This is a genomic window from Streptomyces coeruleoprunus, from assembly GCF_039542925.1.
GTDB classification, from domain to species: domain Bacteria; phylum Actinomycetota; class Actinomycetes; order Streptomycetales; family Streptomycetaceae; genus Streptomyces; species Streptomyces coeruleoprunus.
Genome location: NZ_BAABIT010000001.1, coordinates 7,318,250 through 7,337,671, shown reverse-complemented (window position 1 = coordinate 7,337,671; position 19,422 = coordinate 7,318,250). Strand labels below are relative to the sequence as shown.

The window sequence follows — 19,422 nt, the reverse complement described above, 5'->3', positions numbered from 1 at the left end:
CGGGCGCGGTGCCGAGCTTGGTGATATCCCTGTTGCCGCAGGGTGCCCTCGTACCGTCCTCCGTCAGCGTGCGCGGCGCGCGAGGCCGCGGCCCATGGCGCGGCGTACCGCACGCCGTAGCGACCTGTGCATACGCCGGAACGGGTGCGGCGGAGTCCGCCACGCTGGCGGCCGCTCCGGGAAGAGCGGTACGCGCGGCATGAGGTACCGCGTGCGGCCGACCTCCATCTCGCACAGGAACACGCCGCCCATGTCCCTCAGCGTGATGCCCAGTGGACGAGCGGGGTCCCCCGGAAGTTCGGCGTGCAAGACGGTGGTGCCCGCCCGTGGAGCCCTGCCCCGGGCGACGACCTTCCCGTCGACGAGCACCTCAACGGGACCGGAGACAGCGGCCACCTGGACCGTGACGGAGTGGCCGTCCTGATCCACGTGGAAGCGGCTGACCGCGGCCATGCCTCCAGAGTAGGGCGAGGCGCCGCGGGGGCGGTGCGGTACGGAGTGGGGCTTGGCGATCAGGGCCCCCGTGGGGAGCCCCGGCCCGGGATCGCATTGACCAGGCAGCCGACTTCTCGCCGCTGTGGTTGAGCCCGTTGACGGTGTTGGCTGGTGTCACTACTGTGCGCTCCAGATCTCCGACCTATCGACCGCCGTTCGGTATTTCGTCCTATGGGAGCGCTCCCAGGCAGACCTCCGACAGGCAGTCGCGATCGGCGAAGAAGGAGGCGCGATTGACATGTGCACCACACAACGACACCGCAGGCCGGCGCTACTTCCGTTCGCTCACCTCCCCCAGCCCCAGAGGCAGGTGGACACCCCTTGCCGCCACGGGGGACGAACCCTCGCCGGCAACGACCAGATCCTGACCATCGATCCGTGTCTACTGCGGTACGTCTACCAGGGCATGGACCTCCGCGCCGGAAACAACTACCTCCGCCTGCCCTGGCGGATGGGCCTGCTCACCCAGACCAACCCCACTTGCTGATCACCACGACGCCCCAGAGGAGCCGCTCATGCCCTGCACCACCGCGTCGTTACGCCGCCCCGTACGCCCCACCGCCGCCCTGCTGACGGGCGCTCTCCTCCTCGGCGGTCTCATGACCGGGCCGGCCGCCGCGGACGTCCCCGCCGCCGTGGCGGCGACCTCGGCCGTACGCGTCAACCAGGTCGGGTACCTGCCGGACGGCCCCAAGCGCGCCACCGTCGTCACCTCGGCGACGCAGTCACTCACCTGGCAGCTGCGGAACGCGTCCGGGACGGTGGTCGCCTCCGGATCGACGGTCCCCCGCGGCGCGGACACGCCGTCCGGGCAGTCCGTCCAGGTGGCGGACTTCTCCTCGTACCGGAGCACGGGCTCGGGATACGTCCTGGCCGTGGACGGCAGCAGCAGCGCACCTTTCGACATCCGCGCGGATCTCTACGACGCGCTGCGCTCCGACTCGATGGCGTTCTTCCACCATCAGCGCAGCGGCATCGCGATCGACGCCTCTCTGGTGGGCTCCGCCTACGCCCGCCCGGCCGGGCACCTCGGCATCGCGCCCAACAAGGGCGACATCTCCGTCCCCTGCCAGGCCACCGTGTGCGACTACACCCGGGATGTGAGGGGCGGCTGGTACGACGCGGGTGACCACGGCAAGTACGTGGTCAACGGCGGCATCTCCACCTGGCTGGTGGTCAACTCCTTCGAGCGGGCCAAGCGGGCGGGGAAGGAGGCGGCGCTGGGCGACTCGACCCTGCGCGTCCCCGAGCGCGGCAACGGCATGCCGGACGTCCTGGACGAGGCGCGGTGGGAGCTCGACTTCCTGATGCGGATGCAGGTGCCCGAGGGCAAGCCGTACGCGGGCATGGCGTTCCACAAGATCCATGACGCGGCCTGGACCGACATGCCGATGCGCCCCGAGCAGGACGCCCAACCCCGGGAACTGCACCGCCCCTCCACGGCGGCGACGCTGAACCTCGCGGCGGCCGCCGCGCAGTGTGCCCGGGTCTTCCGGCCGTACGACTCCGCGTACGCCGACCGCTGCCTGTCGGCCGCCCGCCGGGCCTGGGCGGCGGCGCGGGCCAACCCCGCGGTGTACGCGCCGGATTCGGACAGCACGGGTGGCGGTGCCTACGGGGACACGCGGGTCACCGACGAGTTCTACTGGGCGGCCGGCGAGCTGTACGCGACGACCGGCGAGAGCGCCTACCGGGACGCGGTCACCTCCTCGTCCTGGCACACCTCCGCCGACGCCTTCACCCCCTACGGCTTCAGCTGGGGGGACACGGCCGCGCTCGGCCGGCTCGTCCTGGCCACCGTCCCCAACGGGCTGCCCGCGGCCGACGTGGCCCGGATCCGTTCCTCGGTGACCGCGGCCGCCGACGGCTATCTGTCCAGGATGGCCGCGCAGGGCTACGCGGTGCCCGTCCCCGCCGACGGGTACTTCTGGGGCTCGAACGGCGAGGTCGCCAACGACGCGGTCGTCATGGCCGTCGCCGGGGAGCTGACGGGTGACGGGCGCTACCGCGCCGGTGCGCTGGAGGCCATGGACTACCTGCTGGGCCGCAACGCCCTCGGCCTGTCGTACGTGACCGGCTACGGCGAGACGTCCTCGCAGAACCAGCACCACCGCTTCTGGGCCCACCAGCTGGACCCCTCGCTGCCCCGCCCGCCGGCGGGGTCGCTCGCGGGCGGCCCCAACAGCGCGCTCCAGGACCCGGTGGCGCAGGAGAAGCTGGCCGGGTGCGCGCCGGCCGCCTGCTACGTCGACGACATCGGCTCGTACTCGACCAATGAGGTGGCGGTCAACTGGAACGCCCCGCTGGCCTGGCTCGCCGCCTACGCCGCCGAGCGGACCTCCACCGTCGAACCGCCCACCGCCGCCTGCGCGGTGACGTACACGGTGAACAACGTCTGGGACACCGGCTTCACCGCGACCGTCACCGTCCGGAACACCGGCCCGACGGCCGTGGACGGATGGCAGCTGACCTGGACGTACGCGGGTGGCCAGCGCGTCACCAGCGCCTGGAACGCGACCGTCACCCAGAACGGCTCCACCGCCGTCGCCCGCAACGCCGACTGGAACCGGGCGATCGCCCCCGGTGCGGCCGCGAGCTTCGGAGTCCAGGGGACACACACCGGCGCGAATCCCTCCCCCACGGCCTTCGCGCTCAACGGGAGCGCCTGCGCCTGATCCGCTGCCGACCGGGCCCGGCGGACGATTCCGTCCGGGCCCGGCCGGCGCCCCAGCACCGCCGAAGCCCCCCGCCGACCAGGAGACACCATGCGCCGACTCCTCGCCTGCCTGACAGCGGCGGCAGCCGCACTCGCCGGCCTCGCCGCGATGGCGCCGCCGGCCACGGCCGCCGACTCGGGCACGTTCAGCGTGCTCACGTACAACGTGGCCGGGCTGCCCGAGAGCCTCTCCAGCGCCCCGACGCCGCGCGAGTCCAGCACGACGGAGATCGGCCGGCGGATCGCGCCGTACGACATCGTCCACGTCCAGGAGGACTTCAACTACCACGCCCGCCTGTACGCCGCCGACACCGCCCACCCCCACCGCACCCCCACCAGCGGCGGCGCGGGCATCGGCAGCGGGCTCAACACCTTGTCGAAGTCGCCTTACGACGTGGACGACTTCGAGCGGGTGCGCTGGAACTCCTGCCAGTACGACTCCGGGGACTGCCTCACCCCCAAGGGCTTCACCTTCGCCCGGCAGCGCCTCGCCGAGGGGGTGTACGTCGACTTCTACAACCTGCACACCAACGCGGGCACGAGCACGGGAGATCTGCGGTCACGCGCCGACAACCTGAACCAGCTCACCGCCTTCATCAAGACCCACTCGGCGGGCAACGCGGTCGTCGTCATGGGCGACACCAACACCCGCTACACCCGCGGCGGCGACACCATCGCCGAGTTCGCCGCCGCCAACGGCCTCACCGACCCCTGGGTCGAGCTGATCCGCGGCGGCACCCCGCCCGCCAAGGGCAGCGACGCCCTGGTGTGCGACCAGTCCCAGCCGACCGTGCCCAACACCTGCGAGGTCGTCGACAAGATCCTCTACCGCGGCAGCACGCTCGTCTCTCTCAACGCCACCTCCTACAACAACGAGCACGCCGCGTTCCTCACCGGCAGCGGACTCATGCTGTCCGACCACGATCCCGTCGCGGTGGGCTTCTCCTGGTCCCGCAACCCGGCCTTCCAGCTGAGCGAGCAGTTCGGCGGACCGCACGGCGCCCCCTTCAACGACATCGACCGCGTCCCCGCGGGTGCCCGCGCGACCGGCATCGCGCTGAGCGCCGGTGCCCGGATCGACCGGCTGAGCATCACCCTGGACAACGGCACGACACTCGCCCACGGTGGCACCGGCGGCACGGCGGCCTCGCTGACGCTCGGCAGCGAGGAGTACGTGACCACCGCGTACCTGTGCCGGGCCCGGAAGGACGGTCACACCCGGATCTTCCACGCCAGGTTCACCACGAACCTCGGCCGCACGGTGGCCGGCGGTACGCCGACCTCCGACTGCGTCACCCACACCGCTCCCCCGGGCTGGCAGATCACCGGCTTCCACGGCCGCTCGGGCGACGAGATCGACAAGATCGGCTTCATCCACACCCGCCGCTGACACCGGACCACGACGGCATCCACCAGGGCCAGGAGGAGACCTTCTCCCGGTCAGAAGGGTCGCGGGCTCATGACGGCCGCTTCCCGAGCCGCTCGGCCAGGAAAGCGATGATCTCGTTCCGGGCCCGCGTGGTGGGGTGGCCGTCCTGGTCGACGAGGTGTGCCGTGACGACGCTGTGGGCGCACCCGACGACGTCGCGGAAGAAGGGCGGAGGGTTCGTGTTCGCCGTCTCGGCCTTGAGTACGCGGCCGTCGAACGCGTCCCCGAGCAGGGCTCGGTACGCCGCGAACCGCCGGCCCGTGCACCACCTGTCGTTGTCGAAGCGGTAGGCGAGGACCTTCAACCCGTCCCGCGCGACGCGTTCGGCCACGGCGGCAGCGTCTTCGTCGCTGATCTCCAGACCGTCGGGGTCGTCGAGCGGCAGCGACGGGTGGTTGACCACCGGCGCGATGACGGCGGGTTCGAGTGCCATGGTCAGGGCGAAATTGCCGGTGAAACACAGACCGACGGCGCCGACGCCGGGCCCGCCGCACTCGGCGTGCGCCAGCCGAGCGAGGCCGCGCAGCCATGTGACGACGGGGCTGGTGCCGCCGCCCGCGAACGCGCGGAACTCGGCGCTGACGCACGCGCGCCGTACGACGGTCTCGCGTGCCTCGGCGAGCGGGTAGGCACCGTCGACACCGAACAGAGAAGGCAGGTACACGCGGAAGCCGGCATCACGCACCCACCGCGCGAACCGCGCGACGTCGGGGCTGATGCCCGGCATCTCGGGCATGAGGACGACTGCCGGTCCCGACCCGGCCACGTACACGGTCTTGTCGATGCCGTCGACGCCGATGGCTCTCGACGAGAAGTCGTCCAAGGGATCGCTCTGTCCTCGCATGATGGTCATGACCGAGATGATGATGAGTGGCCGCCCCGCTGAGAAGCGGCGGCATCGCCACGTGTCCCGGTGATATCGCCACCCGTTCAGAGGCGTCGGAGGGCCGTATGAGTCCGCTGCGAGTCGGTGTGCTGGCCTACCCCGGCTGCTTCGCGTCGGAGGTGTACGGAGTCCCCGACCTCCTGGCCATGGCCACTCATGTCGCCGCGGCGCGGGGATCGGTTCGGCCGGCCTACGCGGTGTCGGTCGTCTCGCCGCGGCGACGTGTGATCGCGTCCGGAGGTTCGGTGCTCGACGTCTCGGCGGTTCGCCCGGTGGACGTCCTGATCGTGCCGGGCTTCGAACTCTCGCCCGCGCTCGACCTCGACGCGACACTCGCGGGCTGGGGACCGGAAGTGGCGTCGCTTCGATCACAGGCGGCGTCGGGGACGGCTGTCGTATCGATCTGTGTGGGTGCCTTCCTGGTCGCTGAAGCCGGGCTGCTCGGCGGGCGCGAAGCGACCACGTCGTGGTTGTTCGCGGATCGGTTCGCCCGCCGGTACCCCGATGTGCGCCTGCGCCCGGAGAGCTTGGTCGTGACCGACCGGGGCGTGACGACCACAGCGGCCTTCAGTGCCATGTACGACTTCGCGCTGCAGTTCATCCGCGAGCACGACGGCCCGGGTGTCGCCCGTAGCACCGCGCGGATCGCCCTCGTCGACGATGCGCGTTCCACACAGGCTCCCTATGTCGACCCGGACCTCATTCCGACTGTGGGCAGGGAGTTCTCGCTGGGCGTCAAGCGGTGGCTCGACCAGAACCTCGGTGCTCGCTATGACCTGCCCGCCCTCGCCCAGGAGTTCCACGTGAGCACGAGAACCCTGCTCCGCCGCTTCCGCGACGAAGCCGGCGAGACGCCCCTCGCGTACCTGCAGAAGGTCCGGGTGCGCCGAGCCCAACGCCTTCTGGAGACGACCGACAGGACCGTCGCAAGCATCGCCGCCGACGTCGGCTACCGCGACCCTGGGGCGTTCAGCGGCATCTTCGCCAGACATACGGGCCGGCGGCCGAGCGACTACCGCGGGACATTCCGTCGTCACCGCGACGATCGCGGGTCAGCCGGGCGAACGGAGGCGTGAGACCCCGCCTTCGTCGGCACGGCCGCGGCCCTCGTCGCCCACTGCCGACCCGTCGACGAGGGTCGGGACCTCCCTGCCGCCTGCGGTGGATCCGACCATCTCCGACGTGGCGGCTTCACACCCTCCGGATATGACAGTCGTTATAGAAGGCTGTAGCCTGAAGCCCTCTATAACGACTGTCATAGGAGGATGTCGTGACGATCATTACCGTGAACAGCCCCAAGGGCCGCCTGAGCCTGGCGATGCGCCGCGAGCTGGCCGAGACGCTGACGGACGCGGTCCTCGTTCCCGAGGTGGGGCAGTTCGCCCCGCCCGCGCGGGTCGGATTCCAGGTGCACTTCGTCGAGCGCGAGTCCGACATGATGGCCATCGGCGGACGGCTCGTGGCGGACATCGGCCCGGACGCCGACGTCATGGTGATCGACGTGGCGGTCATGGACGGAGACTGGCGGCAGGAGGTCAGGACCGCCGTCATCGAGCGCGTCCTGGCCGCGCTGGCCGACGCCTGCGGACTGTCGCGGCCGTCGCCGAGCTGGTGGGTCAACTTCCGCGTCATCGACGAGGGCAGCTGGGGGTCCAGCGGTGGCGTACTGTCCGTCCTCCCCCTCCTCGACACCGGTGTGTTCACCGAGGAGAAGGCCAAGGCCGTCCGCGCCGCGCTCGGCGCGTGAGCAGGGGGATGTACGGGTCAGAGCGCTCCGCGCGGGCGGTTCGGGTGCGGTCGTGGCACTCCGCCGGCCAACGGCACGGATCCACGACCCCGAAGCAATCCGCCCGTTGCCTTCGGCCGCCCAGCTCGTCGCCCTGACGATGGGGCCGCCGGCCGACGGTTACCAGCGCGGACACCGCAACCAGGTCCGGGTGCCCAGCGGCGCCTTCGAGCGCAACGGGGCGCCGAGGGGCGGCCCGTTCAGTCCTTGACCGCGGCCGCGATCAGGGCCCGCAGTTGCTCGGCGGTGCGGTCGAGCGGCTCGGTGCTGCGTTTGGCGCGGCACATGGCCACCGTGCCCTCGACGGCCGCGACGATGAGCGTCGCGAGCTGCGCGGCCTGCTCGGTCTCGGCGCCGTGTTCCCGCAGGGAGGCGGCGAGCAGGGTCTCCCACTGCTCGAAGACCTCGGCGGCGGCCGCGAGGGCGGGTGGGATCTCGTCGACGGGGGGTTCCTCGATGGCCACGGCCAGGACGGGGCAGCCGGCGTGGAAGTCGCTCTCCACGACGATCTTCCGCCACAGATCCAGGAAGGCCCTCAGACCCGCGGCCGGCCCCGCTTCCAGTTCCTTGCGCAGACTCCGGGCCACCCAGTCGCCCGTGTACCGGACGGCCTCACTGGCCAGCTGCTGCTTGCCCTCGGGGAAGTAGTGGTACGTCGAGCCGAGCGGCGCCTTGGCGTGCTTGGCCATCTCCCGGATGCTCGTGGCACTCAGGCCACGCCGGCTGATCATGTCGGCGGCACCGGACACGATCCGCTCGCGCGACGGCGCACTGCTCTTGGCCACCTGCGCACTCCCCTCTGGCTATAACGTCCGTCATAGTCTACCGTGACCGACGTCTATAACGATCGTCATAGGAGCTGCCGTGCCCATGATCCGATTGACCGTGCCGGTCGGCGCCCTCACCGAAGAGGGCCGCACCACCGTTCAGCGCGACCTCGCGGCCGTGCTGCTGCGCCGGGAAGGTGCACCTGACACCGCGTTCTTCCGTGCGCAGGCGTGGAGCTACCTCGTCGAGCTGCCCGAAGGCGCCCAGACCACCGCCGAGGACGACACGCCCCGCTTCCTCGTGGAAGTGACGGTGCCGCAAGGGGCGCTGTCCGAGCGGCGCAAGGCCGGGCTGGTCCAGGACGCGACGAAGACGGTGCTGTCCGCCGCCGGCCTCGCTCCGCGGGACGCGCTGCGGGTCTGGGTGCTCGTGCACGAGCAGCCGGACGGGACCTGGGGTGCGGGTGGCTCCGTCATCCGCTACGCCGACCTGGTGTCCCTGGCGCGGCAGGACAAGGAGCGGGCCGATGCGTGAGCTGACGTACGTCGCCCGCCGCACGGTCGAGTGGCGCGAGGCCCCGGACCCCGAGCTCGGGTCCGATCGGGCCGCGATCGTCGCGCCGGTCGCCGCGACCTCCTGCGACGTGGACTCCGCGATCCTGGCCGGGCACGGCTTCCTGGACCCGCCCTTCGCTCTGGGACACGAGTGCGTCGCCCGCGTCACCGACGTCGGCGACGACGTGACGAGCGTGGCTCCCGGCGACCTCGTCGTCGTGCCCTGGTCCATCAGCTGCGGCACCTGCGACCACTGCCGCACCGGGCTCACCGCCCACTGCGCCTCGGTCCCGCACATGGCGATGTACGGCGCGCCGATCGGCGGTGACTGGGGCGGCCTCTTCTCCGACCTCGTCCGCGTCCCGTACGCGGACGCCATGCTGGTCCCGCTCCCCACCGGCCTCGACCCGGTCGCGATGGCCTCGGCGAGCGACAACTGGTCCCTGTCCTGGCGGCTCGTCGCCCCGCACCTCAGGGCCCGCCCCGGCGCCCGGGTGCTGGTCGTGGCACGCGGCAGCATCGGCCTGTACGTCTGCGACATCGCCGGCGCCCTCGGCGCCTCCGACATCCTGTACGTCGATCCCGACCCCGAACACCGCAAGCTCGCCGAGAGCTTCGGCGCCCGCACCGCCGAGGCGATCGAACCGATCCGCCACGGCTTCGACCTCGCCGTCGAGGCCACCGGCCGCGTCGACCAGCTCGCCCTCGCCGTCAACTCCCTCGCGCCCGAAGGCATCTGCGAATCGGCCGGCAACCACTTCCGCCCCGGAGAACTGCCGCTCCTCGACATGTACCTCACCGGCGTCACCCTGCGCATCGCCCGGGACAACGTCCGCGCCCACATCCCCGAGGCCCTGGCCCTCGCCGCCTCCGGCACCGTCGAACCGGCCCGCGTCGTCTCCCACGTCCTCGACTGGGAACAACTCCCCGACGCCCTGCCGGAGAAGCACCTCAAGCCCGTCTTCGTCCGCGACACCACCCCGCCCCGGGCAGCACACTGATCACCGCACACGGAGACACCTGGCCACTGCCGTGGCGGGGCGACATTCACACCAGGACGCTCGGCATCACCCGACTTCACGACCTCGCCGTTTCGGAGGATGCTCAGTCGAGACAGAACTCGTTGCCCTCGATGTCCTGCATCACAAGGCACGACTCATTGACGCCATCGGCACGCAGTAGCCGCACGCGCACCGCACCGAGCGCGATCAGTCGTTCGCACTCGGCCTCAAGCGCGGCGAGGCGCTCAGCACCCACCAGCCCGGTGCCGACCCGCACGTCGAGATGCACACGATTCTTGACGACCTTTCCTTCGGGAACGCGCTGGAAGAACAGTCGCGGGCCCACCCCTGAGGGATCAACGCATGCGAACCATGAACCCCGGTCCTCCGGTGGCAGCGAGCTGGTGAAATCGTCCCAAGAGGCAAACCCCTTCGGTGGCGGCGGTACGACGTACCCCAACACCTCGCACCAGAAAAGAGCGACACGCTCAGGTTCCGCACAGTCGAAAGTGACTTGGAACTGCTTGATCGATGACATCGGCGCACCATAGCAGCGGATCTGCGGCTCATCTCCCCGTGAGGATCGGCAATCGACTCCTCAGCCAGACCTCTACCGGAGCGGACCAGCCAGCCTTTCGACGGGCAGAGGCGGCCACTTCGGCTCCTCCCGGGTAAGACTGGCCAGCTCTTCCGGTGGTTCGGCACCGTCCCGAACGCTGGTGACGTAGGCCTTCGCTTCCTGCGGGCTCAGTCGCGGGGCCTGCTTGCGCAGGTGGGTCATCGCGGCCACGACGCCGACGGAGTGGACGAGCGCGCGAACGGCGGAGGCGAGTGGGTCGGGCGGTCTTATGCCCTTGGTCTGCAGGAGGTAGTGCTCCTCCCAGCCCTCCTCCGACCACCAGGCGTCGGGGATGTAGTGGATGCTCCCGTCGTGCCGGTCCACCAAGCAGTGGCCGCCGCCCATGAGGTTGCCGCGCACGCCTCCGGTGCGGGCGTACTCCGCCGTGTTCCAGAAGGCGAGCCAGCCGACCGCGTGTTCCTCCACGTGGTAGACGGCCAGCTCGGGGGCCGGCCCCTCCCATGACCACGTCAGCCGCTCTGTGGCCAGGAAGGATTCGACGAGCTCGACGGCGCGCTCCTTGGAGATCACCATCTCATCATCCACCAGGGGTCAACCGGCTTTCCGTAGCCGACGCCGTCGCCGCCGCGCCCGCGGCGACCATGTCCGCCTGCCGTTGCGCCGGGGGCTGCTCACCCCGGCCAACTCCCGAATGACGCGGCGGGTCGGCAGCCACACCACGGCGGTCAGGGTGCTCTTGACGGGCAGCGGCCCGACCGCGTTGTTGCGGTTCGGCCCGTCCCGACACGGCCGTACCGGCCTCGGCCGGCGTGGTGAGCAGGGCGGGGCCCGTTGCTGCTGGGCCCCCGATACCCCGGCCGGTGGCCCCCGGGCGCGCGGCCGCGCGTCGGGGGCCCCGGTTCACGGCGCGGTGCCCGCGTCCCGCGTCTCGCGTGGGCGGCACCGCGTTGCTCGTTCTCAGTGCCAGTACTTCATGTCCGTACCTCCTCCCCCGCTGAAGGGCGCAGCGTCACCTCGAAGCGGTCGAGGCCGCGCAGGGTGAGGTTGCGCCGGTGATGTGGTTCCGCGACCGCCCGTGCCCCGGGGTGGTCCGTGGCGAGGGTCCCGAGGACCGATCCGGCGAGCCGGATCGCCATGGAAGCGCCCAGGCAGGCATGGGCCCCGCGGCCGAACCCGAGGTGCGGGTTCGGGGCGCGGTCGAGTCGCAGCTCTGAGGGGTGGGTGAAGCGGACCGGGTCGTGGTTGGCCGCTCCGAGAAGCAGGGTGACCGGGTCGCCCGCCTTGATGGTGACGCCGCCCAGTTCGGTGTCGTCGACGCAGACCCGGGCGTCGGCCTGGACGGGTGCGTCGTAGCGGATGAGTTCGTCGACGGCGGTGGCCGGGCCCGCGTCCCGGAAGGCGGCCGGTGCGCCGGGCGTGGTGAGCAGGGCGGCTGCGGCGTTGCCGAGCAGGCGGGAGGCCGATTCGTAGCCGGCGTGGAGGACGGCGCGCAGGCTGTTGCGCAGCACCGCCGGGTCGACGCCGCTGTCGTCGGCGTGGGCGGCGACGTAGCCGATGAGGCCGTTCTCGGGCGGGTCGGCGAGCCAGCCGCCGGCGTAGTCGGCGAGTTCGGCGCGGGCGGCGACGGCCGGTTCGTGCTTCTCGGGCCACAGGCCCGCGTCCATGCCGTCGACGACGGTGCGGGACATGGGGACGAACCACGCCAGGTCGGGGGCGGGTACGCCGAGGAAGGTGGTGACGAAGCGCAGGGCGAGCGGTTCGGCGAGCTCGCCGACGAGGTCGAAGGAGGGCCGTCGGGCCAGCTCGGCGAAGAGCTCCTTGACCTGGTGGTCGAGCGCGTCGTGCAGCGCCCGGCGGTCCTGGGCGCGGAAGCCGTCGAGCAACAGGTGCCGGATGGCGGTGTGTTCGGGCGGGTCGAGGGTCTGGACGCTCAGCAGCGGCGCCGGGATGTCCTCGCCGGCTCGGCGCCAGTCGGAGGCGAAGCGGGTGCTGTCGGTGAGGACGGCGAGGCAGTCGGCGTGCCGGGTGAGGACCCAGGAGCCGAGCGGTTCGTGCCAGAAGACGGGGGTGTTTTCACGCAACCGGGCATATGCCGGGTAGGGGTTGCGGAGGACCGACGGCCGGGCCAGGTCGAGTATCGGATCGGCTGTCGCCGTCTGATCCGCTGGATCCACGAAAACGTCTCCCCCTGCGCAGAAGGGCCTGGTTGAGGCCGTAAATGCTTCCGGTTGAGCGGTGCGGAGGAAACGATTCGCCGGTGGGCCACGCCCTTCCGCGGGCAATTCTCCGTGCTGATCGTCGGTGACGCTACCACGCAACTTCCGTGGCTGGTATGACTACGTGCCACGGATCTTTCCCACGCTCACGGGGAGTAACGGATGTCGGAGCAAGGTCGGACGATCGTCCACGATGTGCCACTGAACGTCGCTCAACAGCCGGATCCCTACCCGCTGTTCGAGCGGATCAGGAAGCACGGGGTGGTGCAGCGGGTTCGGCTGAATCCCACTCTTGAAGTGTGGATGGTCACGGGCTACGACGAGGCGGTGGCGGCGCTCACCGATCCACGGCTCAGCAGCAGCCCCGCCGGGGTGAACGGCCTGGCCGAGGAGATGGCCCACCAGGAGCGCACCAACGTCCTGATGGCCAGCATGCTGGTGGCGGACGGTTCGGACCACACCCGGCTGCGCAACCTGGTGTCCAAGGCCTTCACCGCCCGCCGGATCGAGGCGCTGGCCCCGCGCATCCAGGAGCTCACCGACGCCCATCTGGACGCCTTCGCCGCCCGGGGGACGGCCGATCTGGTCGCCGAGTTCGCCCTGCCGCTGCCGATGGCGGTGCTCGCCGAGCTGATCGGTATCCCGGACGAGGGGCAGCCCGATTTCGCCAAGCTGGCGGTCGGGCTCATCATGCCGCCCAACACCCCGGAGCGGCTCGCGAAGGGAGCCCGTGCGCGGGCCGAACTGACCGAGTTCTACGAGCCGTTGATCGCCCTGCGCAAGAAGGAACCCCGCGACGACCTGCTGAGCGCACTGTGCGCGGCGCAGGCCGAGGAGCGGATCACCGACCGTGAACTCACCGCGATGGCCATCCTGTTGACGCTCGCCGGACACGAGACGACGGCCGGCCTCATCGCCAATGGCGTGCACGCGCTGCTGCGCCACCCCGGCCAGTTCGCCGCGCTGCGCGACGACCCCTCGCTGCTGCCTGGCGCGATCGAGGAGCTGCTGCGCTACGAGGGCCCGGTGAGCCGCGGGGTCGCGAGGTTCACCGTGGACCCGTACGAGATCGGCGGCGTCACCGTACCGGCCGGCGAGATGATCATCATCGGGCTCGCCGCGGCCAACCGTGACCCGGCCCGCTACGACCGGCCGGACATCCTCGACGTGGCCCGCCGGGAGGTGCCGCAGCAGCTCGCCTTCGGTCACGGGGTGCACTTCTGTCTCGGTGCCCCGCTGGCGCGCGCCGAGGCGCGGATCGCCATCGGGACGCTGCTGCGCCGCTTCCCGGACCTGCGGCTGACCGACCCGGACGAGGACCTGACCCGGCGGGAGGGCATCCTGCGCGGCATGGCGACCCTGCCGGTCTCCTTCACGCCGGCGTCGCCGGTCGGCGCGCGGGCGGGAGCGGGGCGCCGCCCATGAGCCGCAGCGCGCCGTTCGACGCCATCGCCCCCACCTACGACCCGTCGCGAGGCGGCACCGCCCGCGCGGCCGTCTTCGCCGGGCAACTGGCGCCGCTGCTCGACCCGGCCGAGCCGGTGCTCGACATCGGCGTCGGCACCGGGATCGTGGCGGCCGAGCTGACCGCGCGCGGCCACCGGGTGTACGGCGTCGACCTGTCCCCCGGCATGCTCGCCCACGCCCGCGACCGGCTCGGCGCCCGGGTGGCGGTCGGTGACGCGGGCCGGCTGCCGGTCCGTACGGCGTCGGTGGCGCAGGCCGTCTCGACCTGGCTGCTGCACGCCGGCCCCGACCCGCGGGCCGTCTTCGCCGAGGCGGCGCGGGTGCTGCGGCCCGGCGGCCGCTACCTGGTCATCCCGGCCCGGGGCGGGCGCCCCACGGACGACATCGGCCGCATCGTGAACGCGCTGGAGGACCGGCTGGACCCGGACGGCTCCCGCCAGGACGACCCCCGGCACCTCGCCCCGCTCGCCGCCGCGCGCGACCTGCTCTTCGAGGGTACGGCGAGCGAACGGCCCACCACCTTCCGGGTCTCCCCGCACCAGATGGCCCGGTCCCTGGCAGGCGGCCGGCTCTTCACCGGGGCCTGGCAGGTGCGCGAGGAGGACCTGGGCCTCGTGGCGGAAGCGTGCGAACGGCTCCGCGCCCTGCCGGATCCGGACGTCCCGCGGGTGCGGGAGATGGCCGACTTCGTGATGCTCTTCCGCCGCCGGGGCCCGGGCGGCCAGGAATAGCGCCGTCCACCCGAAGGACGGACCTGGCGGCGTCCCGTCCGCGCGACCACGGTCCGTCCCGTCGGGGCCCGGCCGTCCCCGTGTCACCCCTGAGGGCGGGGGCGACACGGCCCGCGGCGCAGGCGCTTCGCCGTCCTCAGCCCGCGTGGTCGGCGAGCCGTTCCATGTCGAGGACCGTGATACGGCCCCGGGCGAGGCGGATCAGGTGCTGGTCGGCGAAATCGCGCAGGACCTTCGTGGTGGTTTCGCGGGAGGTGCCGGCGAGGGCGGCGATCTGCTGGTGGGTCAGCGCGATCTGCGGGCCGCGCGCACCGAGCACCCGTGGCCGGGTGTCGGCGACGAGGGTGAGCAGGGTGGTGGCGATGCGCTGGGGCACGGATTTGAAGACGCTGTCGGACAGGCGCTGTTCGAGGTCGGTCAGGCGGCGGCCGAGGATCTCGGTGATGCGTGCGGAGATACGGGCGTCGGAGAGCAGGAAGCGGTGGACGTCGGCGCGGCTCATGACGCAGACGGTGACGTCGTCGAGGGCTTCGGCGAAGTTGTCGTACATCCGCTGCCCGAGCAGCGCCATCTCTCCGAAGATGGTGCCGGGGCTGATGATGGCGCAGGTCAGGGCGCGGCCGTCGGTGGAGACGCGGAAGATGCGGACGCGCCCCTTCTTGAGGATGAACAGCACCTCGGAGGGCTGGGACGGCGAGTAGAGCAGCTCGCCGGCGGTGTACGTCTTCATGGGCGCAGCGTCGGCGATGGCGTCCATCTCCGCTTCGCTCAGATCGCGGAAGATGTCGATCTCGGAGATGCACCAGGTCTTGTCGTCGTCACCGGTGTGGTTCATGTGGTGTGGTTCCTCGCGTCGTCCTGGCGCCCAGGGCGGGGGCGCCGCGCCCCACCGCGGTGTGGCCAGCGCGCCCGCGCTGCTGGTCAGACAGTAGTCGTCCGGGGTGCCGACGGGAGGTTCCGCGCCCCGGAGCGGCGAGCAGGGACCAGGGTTCGACGCGGGCGGTGTCGACGTCATCCCGCGGTCCGGTCCGTCCCCTTGGCGCCCATCGCCCGAGCCATCAAGGAGAAGGTGATTCCGGCGAGGAGGCCGAAGACGAGGTGGCCGCCGAGGCTGGAGGCGGTGACGTCGTTCCATACGAAGACGGGCATGCCCATGTTGGCCGGCATGATCCACAGGGCGCCCACGAACCACCACACGGCGCCATAGGCCAGGCCGAGGACGACAGCGGGCACGAGGCGCCGGGCGAGCTGCCCGAGCAGCACGCCGAAGCTGATGCCGGCGAACAGCGCGATCGCGAGGTGGATGAGCCAGCCCACGAAGGCGTTGGTGGATCCGAGGAGTCCGGCGACCATGGTGATCATCGCGGTGTCCATCACCGGCCGGGAGACCGACATCCAGATGCCGAAGCCGAGACCACCGACCAGTCCGGCCGCGGCGCCCCGGACGGCGTGGACCGGGATGGCGGCGGTCCTGGGGGATACATGTGCTGCGGTGACCATAGTGATCATTCCCTCTGCCGGGTTCTTCTGTCGCTTACGCTGCCGACGCTAGATCTCCCGGCACCCGCAGGTATGTGACCGCCCTTACCTACGCGTCGGTAGCGCGGATTGCGGCCCCGCCGGGTGTGCGCTCCGCGATCAGCAGGGCGTAGCCGAGCACCCCCTCCGCGACGGCGCCGCGTGCCGCTGTGAGGACGGCGGGGGCGACGTCGAGGCCGACACCGGCGTCGATGAGCCTGTCCGGCGCGGTGATGCGGAGCAGGTTCAGCCGCGCCTCGATCTGGTCGATCATGCGGGTCATGGCGTGGTCGTGGCGCTCGGTGCGGACGGTGCGCAACCCTGCCGCGGAGAGAATCCCGACGTACTCGTCCAGGGGCCGGGCGTCGGCGACGCAGGCGATGCGGGCACCCGGTCCGGTGAGTTCGGGCGGGAGCCGGGTGGGGTCGACGGTCACGTCCGTGATACCGAGCCGACCGCCGGGCTTGAGGACGCGGGCGAACTCCTGGGCTGCCCGTGCCTTGTCGGGGAAGGTGCACAGGGCGCACTCGCACACCGCCGCGTCGAAGGTGCTGTCGGGGTAGGGAAGGTGTTCGGCGTCCCCCGTGGTGAAGCGCGCCTTGCCCGTGAGTCCGGCGGCCTGGGCGGCGCCCTGCGCGAGGGCGGTGTTGGCGGCGGAGTAGTCCACCGCGTCGACCTCGGCGCCGTGGACGGTGGCCAGGAGCAGGGCGGTGGTACCGCGTCCGGAGGCGACGTCGAGGACGCGGCTGTCCGGCCCCAGAGCCAGGGCGCCGGCGAGGCGGCGGGTCAGGGCGGTGCCGCCGGGGTGGTAGGAGTCGCCGAGCAGCAGAGCGACGGCGTCGGAGGAGTACGCGGCGGCGCAGCACGCCTTCAGCTGCTCGCCCGTGGGAGGCCTGCTCATGAGATGCCTTCCCCTTCCACGGTGCGGGCGGTCTTCGATCCGTACGGGGTGTCGGTGAGGCGGTGCGCGAGCGGCAGGGCGTTGGGGGCGACGGGAGCGACGGGCACGCCCGACATCTGCGCGCGGACCTGCTCCCGGTAGCCGACGGAGTTGTAGGCGCAGAACGGGATGAGCCGCCCGTCGGGGGTGATCTCCTCGACGCAGCACTTCATCAGCTGCTTGACGTTGAGGGTGTAGGGGTCCTGGAAGTCCTGCACGACGATCATGAACGCCTTGTCGTCCAGGTCCTTCACGACCTCTGGCAGGTCGATGCCGCAGGTGTCCGCGCAGTCCAGGGCCTCGGCGGTGGCCCGCAGTTTCTCCTGGGTCGTCTCCGTCCCCATGAAGGCGGAGGCCGACCACAGTTTCTCCAGGGCCTCGCGGATCCCGACGTCGGGCAGCACGCGGTTGGTGACGTAGTCCAGGTACTCCTCGACGTCGAGCAGCCGCGGGACGGGGACGACGGTACGGTTCCCGGGCTTTCCGTCCACCAGGAGGTAGGTGACGGAGCGGCAGGTCGGGAAGCAGCACGGTACGGGGAAGAAGTCGCCCTTCTGGAACCAGGTGGGCCGCTGTTCGGTGATGAGCCGGATGACGTCGGGGTTGGTGAGCCGGTTCAGCGGGTCGAATTCCACGTGCCGGCCGGAGTGGGTGACCGGCTGGAACGCCACCGAGCGTACGGCGGGGTGGTCGATGCCGTACTCGATGATCGCGCCGAGTTCGTGCTCGTTCAGGCCCCGCTCCACGGCGGCGACCAGGGTGACGGTGAGGCCGGCCTCCGCGCAGTTGTCCAGGGCCCGCCGCTTGACGTCGCGCAGGTCCCGGCCCCGGATCTCCCGGTGGGTGCGTTCGTCGAAGCCGTCGAACTGGAGGTAGACGTTCACCGACCTGCCCGGCACGTGGTTGCGTTCGCCGAGCTGGGCGACGAAGTTCTTGTCGGTGGCCAGGCGGATGCCGTTGGTGTTGAGCGTGACGTTCCTGATCGGGCGGGCCTGGGCGAGGTCGATGAAGTCGAGGATGTGCTTGTGGATGGTGGGCTCGCCGCCGGAGAACATCACCACCTCCGCCTCGCCCTCGGACTCCACGAACGCGTCGAGCATCCGCTCGCACTGCTCGTGGGTGATGGCGTAGCCGTCGGGCTGGTGGCCGGAGTCGGCGAAGCAGACGGGGCAGTCCAGGTTGCAGCCCGTGTTGACCTCGATGATGCCCAGGCAGGCGTGCTGCTTGTGTTCCGGGCACAGCCCGCAGTCCAACGGGCAGCCGTCCCGCACGTCGGTCTGGAACGCGAGCGGAATGGTCCCCGGCTTGTTGAACCGGGCCGAGGCCAGGTACTCCTCGGCGTCCCCGTACACCAGCGCCTCGAACTCGCCGTGCTCGCGGCACCGCTTGCGCAGATACACCTTGTCGTCGCGGATGTTGACCTGAGCGTCGATCGGCGTCTTGCACATCGGGCAGATCGACTTGGTGAACTCCACGAACACCTCGTCACGGTCCACCTTGCGCCTCGGCGCCGGTGCTTGGGTCATCGAAGAACTCCTCTCCCACAGGGCTGCAACCCGTCATCGGCCCGGCACTTCTTCGTGCGGCCGGGCGTTTCTCCGTGCGGCCGGGCCCGGCCCGGACAGGTGACGGCCGTCCTCCCGTCGGGTGCCGCCGGGGCCGGGCGTTCACGCTCAGGGCTGCGCCGAGCGTCGCTCGGCCTCTTGGCGGACCGCTGCGAGGGACGCGGCGACGGTCGCCTCCCACCGTGGGGCGACCAGGCCGCCCCACCACTGCCCGGCTCGCCACAGGTCGGTGGCGAGTTCGCCCTCGTACACCAACCGCGTACCGGACTCGTGCTCGTCGAGCGTGAACGACTCGGTGACGGCGGGGACCGGACCCCGCACCAGGCGGAAGTCGACCCGCTCCGGGCGGGTGAACCGCACCGTCTCCACCGTCGTCGCCGTCAGCCGTCCACCCGCGACCGGGGTGTGATGGGCGGCGAGCACCATGTCGGAGCCCCGCTCCAGCACCTGGACCTTCTCCCGCATCGCCCGCGTGGCCCGGCCCAGGTACGGCTGGGCGATGATGTCGAACACCACCTCGCGCGGCGCCGCGACGTCCATGGTCTGCGGCCCCAGCGCCCGACGTCGCCGCCCGACCCCCAGGTCCAGGGGCAGCGCCCCGCTCACCAGCCCCAGGTACCCGGCCGCCGCGCTCCCGCCCGCGACGGTCGCAGCCGCCAGGGCACCGATCCACACCATCGCCCGGACCTCTCCACGCGTTCGTCCCTTGTCCTGGTCGACGCTAGGCCGGGCGGCCCCGCCGGTCGGTGAGCGCGTTCACCGTCCTCCCG

19 protein-coding genes are annotated in these 19,422 nt (G+C 71.3%); 8 read left to right on the top strand and 11 right to left on the bottom strand.

What is annotated here, in order from left to right; translation table 11 throughout:
- Window positions 1-63: 63 nt before the first annotated feature.
- Entirely contained in the window at window positions 64-453 is a 390-nt protein-coding gene (locus ABEB09_RS32860) for a hypothetical protein (RefSeq protein ID WP_345693563.1), read from the bottom strand.
- A 557-nt stretch (window positions 454-1,010) separates the two neighbouring features.
- Here ABEB09_RS32860 and ABEB09_RS32855 point away from each other — a divergent pair.
- Both ABEB09_RS32855 and ABEB09_RS32850 read left to right on the top strand, forming a co-directional pair.
- Window positions 1,011-3,170: a glycoside hydrolase family 9 protein gene (locus ABEB09_RS32855; protein WP_345693562.1), complete on the top strand. Its 2,160-nt coding sequence runs from the start codon at window positions 1,011-1,013 to the stop codon at window positions 3,168-3,170.
- Window positions 3,171-3,260: 90 nt separating this feature from the next.
- Entirely contained in the window at window positions 3,261-4,601 is a 1,341-nt protein-coding gene (locus ABEB09_RS32850; protein WP_345693561.1) for a jacalin-like lectin, read from the top strand.
- Between the two features lie 67 nt (window positions 4,602-4,668).
- Here the strand turns inward: ABEB09_RS32850 and ABEB09_RS32845 are convergent, their stop codons facing one another.
- The gene (locus ABEB09_RS32845; RefSeq protein ID WP_345693560.1) at window positions 4,669-5,493 is read right to left on the bottom strand and encodes a dienelactone hydrolase family protein; all 825 of its coding nucleotides are present in this window, start codon (window positions 5,491-5,493) and stop codon (window positions 4,669-4,671) included.
- A gap of 98 nt (window positions 5,494-5,591) precedes the next feature.
- Between ABEB09_RS32845 and ABEB09_RS32840 the strand changes: the two genes are divergently transcribed.
- Both ABEB09_RS32840 and ABEB09_RS32835 read left to right on the top strand, forming a co-directional pair.
- A complete protein-coding gene (locus ABEB09_RS32840; protein ID WP_345693559.1) occupies window positions 5,592-6,602 on the top strand; it encodes a GlxA family transcriptional regulator in 1,011 nt (336 codons plus the stop codon).
- Window positions 6,603-6,796: 194 nt separating this feature from the next.
- Window positions 6,797-7,273, top strand: coding sequence for a tautomerase family protein (locus ABEB09_RS32835; RefSeq protein ID WP_345693558.1), 477 nt, complete (start codon window positions 6,797-6,799; stop codon window positions 7,271-7,273).
- 239 nt (window positions 7,274-7,512) lie between these two features.
- On the opposite strand, the gene ABEB09_RS32830 is transcribed toward ABEB09_RS32835, so the two are convergent.
- Window positions 7,513-8,097 (bottom strand): TetR/AcrR family transcriptional regulator, encoded by a 585-nt coding sequence (locus tag ABEB09_RS32830; RefSeq protein ID WP_345693557.1) that lies wholly within the window; start codon window positions 8,095-8,097, stop codon window positions 7,513-7,515.
- A 79-nt stretch (window positions 8,098-8,176) separates the two neighbouring features.
- Between ABEB09_RS32830 and ABEB09_RS32825 the strand changes: the two genes are divergently transcribed.
- Both ABEB09_RS32825 and ABEB09_RS32820 read left to right on the top strand, forming a co-directional pair.
- Window positions 8,177-8,614 carry a tautomerase family protein gene (locus ABEB09_RS32825; protein ID WP_345693556.1) on the top strand — a complete coding sequence of 146 codons (438 nt, stop codon included), beginning with the start codon at window positions 8,177-8,179 and terminating at the stop codon, window positions 8,612-8,614.
- Complete coding sequence (locus tag ABEB09_RS32820; protein WP_345693555.1) at window positions 8,607-9,635, top strand: zinc-dependent alcohol dehydrogenase; 1,029 nt, start codon at window positions 8,607-8,609, stop codon at window positions 9,633-9,635. Before ABEB09_RS32825 ends, ABEB09_RS32820 begins: the two co-directional genes overlap by 8 nt.
- Before the next feature lie 103 nt (window positions 9,636-9,738).
- Here the strand turns inward: ABEB09_RS32820 and ABEB09_RS32815 are convergent, their stop codons facing one another.
- The 3 genes from ABEB09_RS32815 to ABEB09_RS32805 all read right to left on the bottom strand — a co-directional run bounded on the left by ABEB09_RS32815 (window position 9,739) and on the right by ABEB09_RS32805 (window position 12,389).
- Complete coding sequence (locus ABEB09_RS32815; RefSeq protein ID WP_345693554.1) at window positions 9,739-10,173, bottom strand: VOC family protein; 435 nt, start codon at window positions 10,171-10,173, stop codon at window positions 9,739-9,741.
- 72 nt (window positions 10,174-10,245) lie between these two features.
- Window positions 10,246-10,788 carry a YrhB domain-containing protein gene (locus ABEB09_RS32810; RefSeq protein WP_345693553.1) on the bottom strand — a complete coding sequence of 181 codons (543 nt, stop codon included), beginning with the start codon at window positions 10,786-10,788 and terminating at the stop codon, window positions 10,246-10,248.
- A gap of 398 nt (window positions 10,789-11,186) precedes the next feature.
- Entirely contained in the window at window positions 11,187-12,389 is a 1,203-nt protein-coding gene (locus ABEB09_RS32805) for a cytochrome P450 (RefSeq protein WP_345693552.1), read from the bottom strand.
- A gap of 204 nt (window positions 12,390-12,593) precedes the next feature.
- Here ABEB09_RS32805 and ABEB09_RS32800 point away from each other — a divergent pair, with 204 nt between their 5' ends.
- On the top strand, window positions 12,594-13,856 hold the full coding sequence (locus ABEB09_RS32800; protein WP_345693551.1) for a cytochrome P450 family protein: 1,263 nt from the start codon (window positions 12,594-12,596) through the stop codon (window positions 13,854-13,856).
- Window positions 13,853-14,629, top strand: a complete 777-nt coding sequence (locus tag ABEB09_RS32795) for a class I SAM-dependent methyltransferase (protein WP_345693550.1) — start codon at window positions 13,853-13,855, stop codon at window positions 14,627-14,629. The genes ABEB09_RS32800 and ABEB09_RS32795 overlap by 4 nt, the downstream gene beginning before the upstream one ends.
- A 136-nt stretch (window positions 14,630-14,765) precedes the next feature.
- Here ABEB09_RS32795 and ABEB09_RS32790 read toward each other — a convergent pair whose 3' ends face one another.
- The 5 genes from ABEB09_RS32790 to ABEB09_RS32770 all read right to left on the bottom strand — a co-directional run bounded on the left by ABEB09_RS32790 (window position 14,766) and on the right by ABEB09_RS32770 (window position 19,330).
- Complete coding sequence (locus tag ABEB09_RS32790) at window positions 14,766-15,464, bottom strand: Crp/Fnr family transcriptional regulator (RefSeq protein WP_345693549.1); 699 nt, start codon at window positions 15,462-15,464, stop codon at window positions 14,766-14,768.
- 176 nt (window positions 15,465-15,640) lie between these two features.
- Window positions 15,641-16,129, bottom strand: a complete 489-nt coding sequence (locus ABEB09_RS32785) for a hypothetical protein (RefSeq protein ID WP_345693548.1) — start codon at window positions 16,127-16,129, stop codon at window positions 15,641-15,643.
- Between the two features lie 88 nt (window positions 16,130-16,217).
- Window positions 16,218-17,048, bottom strand: coding sequence for a class I SAM-dependent methyltransferase (locus tag ABEB09_RS32780; RefSeq protein ID WP_345693547.1), 831 nt, complete (start codon window positions 17,046-17,048; stop codon window positions 16,218-16,220).
- Window positions 17,045-18,613, bottom strand: a complete 1,569-nt coding sequence (locus ABEB09_RS32775; protein WP_345693546.1) for a radical SAM protein — start codon at window positions 18,611-18,613, stop codon at window positions 17,045-17,047. The genes ABEB09_RS32780 and ABEB09_RS32775 overlap by 4 nt, the downstream gene beginning before the upstream one ends.
- A gap of 147 nt (window positions 18,614-18,760) precedes the next feature.
- Entirely contained in the window at window positions 18,761-19,330 is a 570-nt protein-coding gene (locus ABEB09_RS32770; RefSeq protein ID WP_345693545.1) for an SRPBCC family protein, read from the bottom strand.
- Window positions 19,331-19,422 lie beyond the last annotated feature (92 nt).

Excerpts from the sequence above, each read along its gene's own strand:
- ABEB09_RS32860 (WP_345693563.1), bottom strand. The coding sequence starts at position 453 with ATGGCCGCGGTCAGCCGCTTCCACGTGGATCAGGACGGCCACTCCGTC.
- ABEB09_RS32855 (WP_345693562.1), top strand. The coding sequence starts at position 1,011 with ATGCCCTGCACCACCGCGTCGTTACGCCGCCCCGTACGCCCCACCGCC.
- ABEB09_RS32850 (WP_345693561.1), top strand. The coding sequence starts at position 3,261 with ATGCGCCGACTCCTCGCCTGCCTGACAGCGGCGGCAGCCGCACTCGCC.
- ABEB09_RS32845 (WP_345693560.1), bottom strand. The coding sequence starts at position 5,493 with ATGACCATCATGCGAGGACAGAGCGATCCCTTGGACGACTTCTCGTCG.
- ABEB09_RS32840 (WP_345693559.1), top strand. The coding sequence starts at position 5,592 with ATGAGTCCGCTGCGAGTCGGTGTGCTGGCCTACCCCGGCTGCTTCGCG.
- ABEB09_RS32820 (WP_345693555.1), top strand. The coding sequence starts at position 8,607 with ATGCGTGAGCTGACGTACGTCGCCCGCCGCACGGTCGAGTGGCGCGAG.
- ABEB09_RS32815 (WP_345693554.1), bottom strand. The coding sequence starts at position 10,173 with ATGTCATCGATCAAGCAGTTCCAAGTCACTTTCGACTGTGCGGAACCT.
- ABEB09_RS32810 (WP_345693553.1), bottom strand. The coding sequence starts at position 10,788 with ATGGTGATCTCCAAGGAGCGCGCCGTCGAGCTCGTCGAATCCTTCCTG.
- ABEB09_RS32800 (WP_345693551.1), top strand. The coding sequence starts at position 12,594 with ATGTCGGAGCAAGGTCGGACGATCGTCCACGATGTGCCACTGAACGTC.
- ABEB09_RS32795 (WP_345693550.1), top strand. The coding sequence starts at position 13,853 with ATGAGCCGCAGCGCGCCGTTCGACGCCATCGCCCCCACCTACGACCCG.
- ABEB09_RS32790 (WP_345693549.1), bottom strand. The coding sequence starts at position 15,464 with ATGAACCACACCGGTGACGACGACAAGACCTGGTGCATCTCCGAGATC.
- ABEB09_RS32785 (WP_345693548.1), bottom strand. The coding sequence starts at position 16,129 with ATGGTCACCGCAGCACATGTATCCCCCAGGACCGCCGCCATCCCGGTC.
- ABEB09_RS32780 (WP_345693547.1), bottom strand. The coding sequence starts at position 17,048 with ATGAGCAGGCCTCCCACGGGCGAGCAGCTGAAGGCGTGCTGCGCCGCC.
- ABEB09_RS32775 (WP_345693546.1), bottom strand. The coding sequence starts at position 18,613 with ATGACCCAAGCACCGGCGCCGAGGCGCAAGGTGGACCGTGACGAGGTG.
- ABEB09_RS32770 (WP_345693545.1), bottom strand. The coding sequence starts at position 19,330 with ATGGTGTGGATCGGTGCCCTGGCGGCTGCGACCGTCGCGGGCGGGAGC.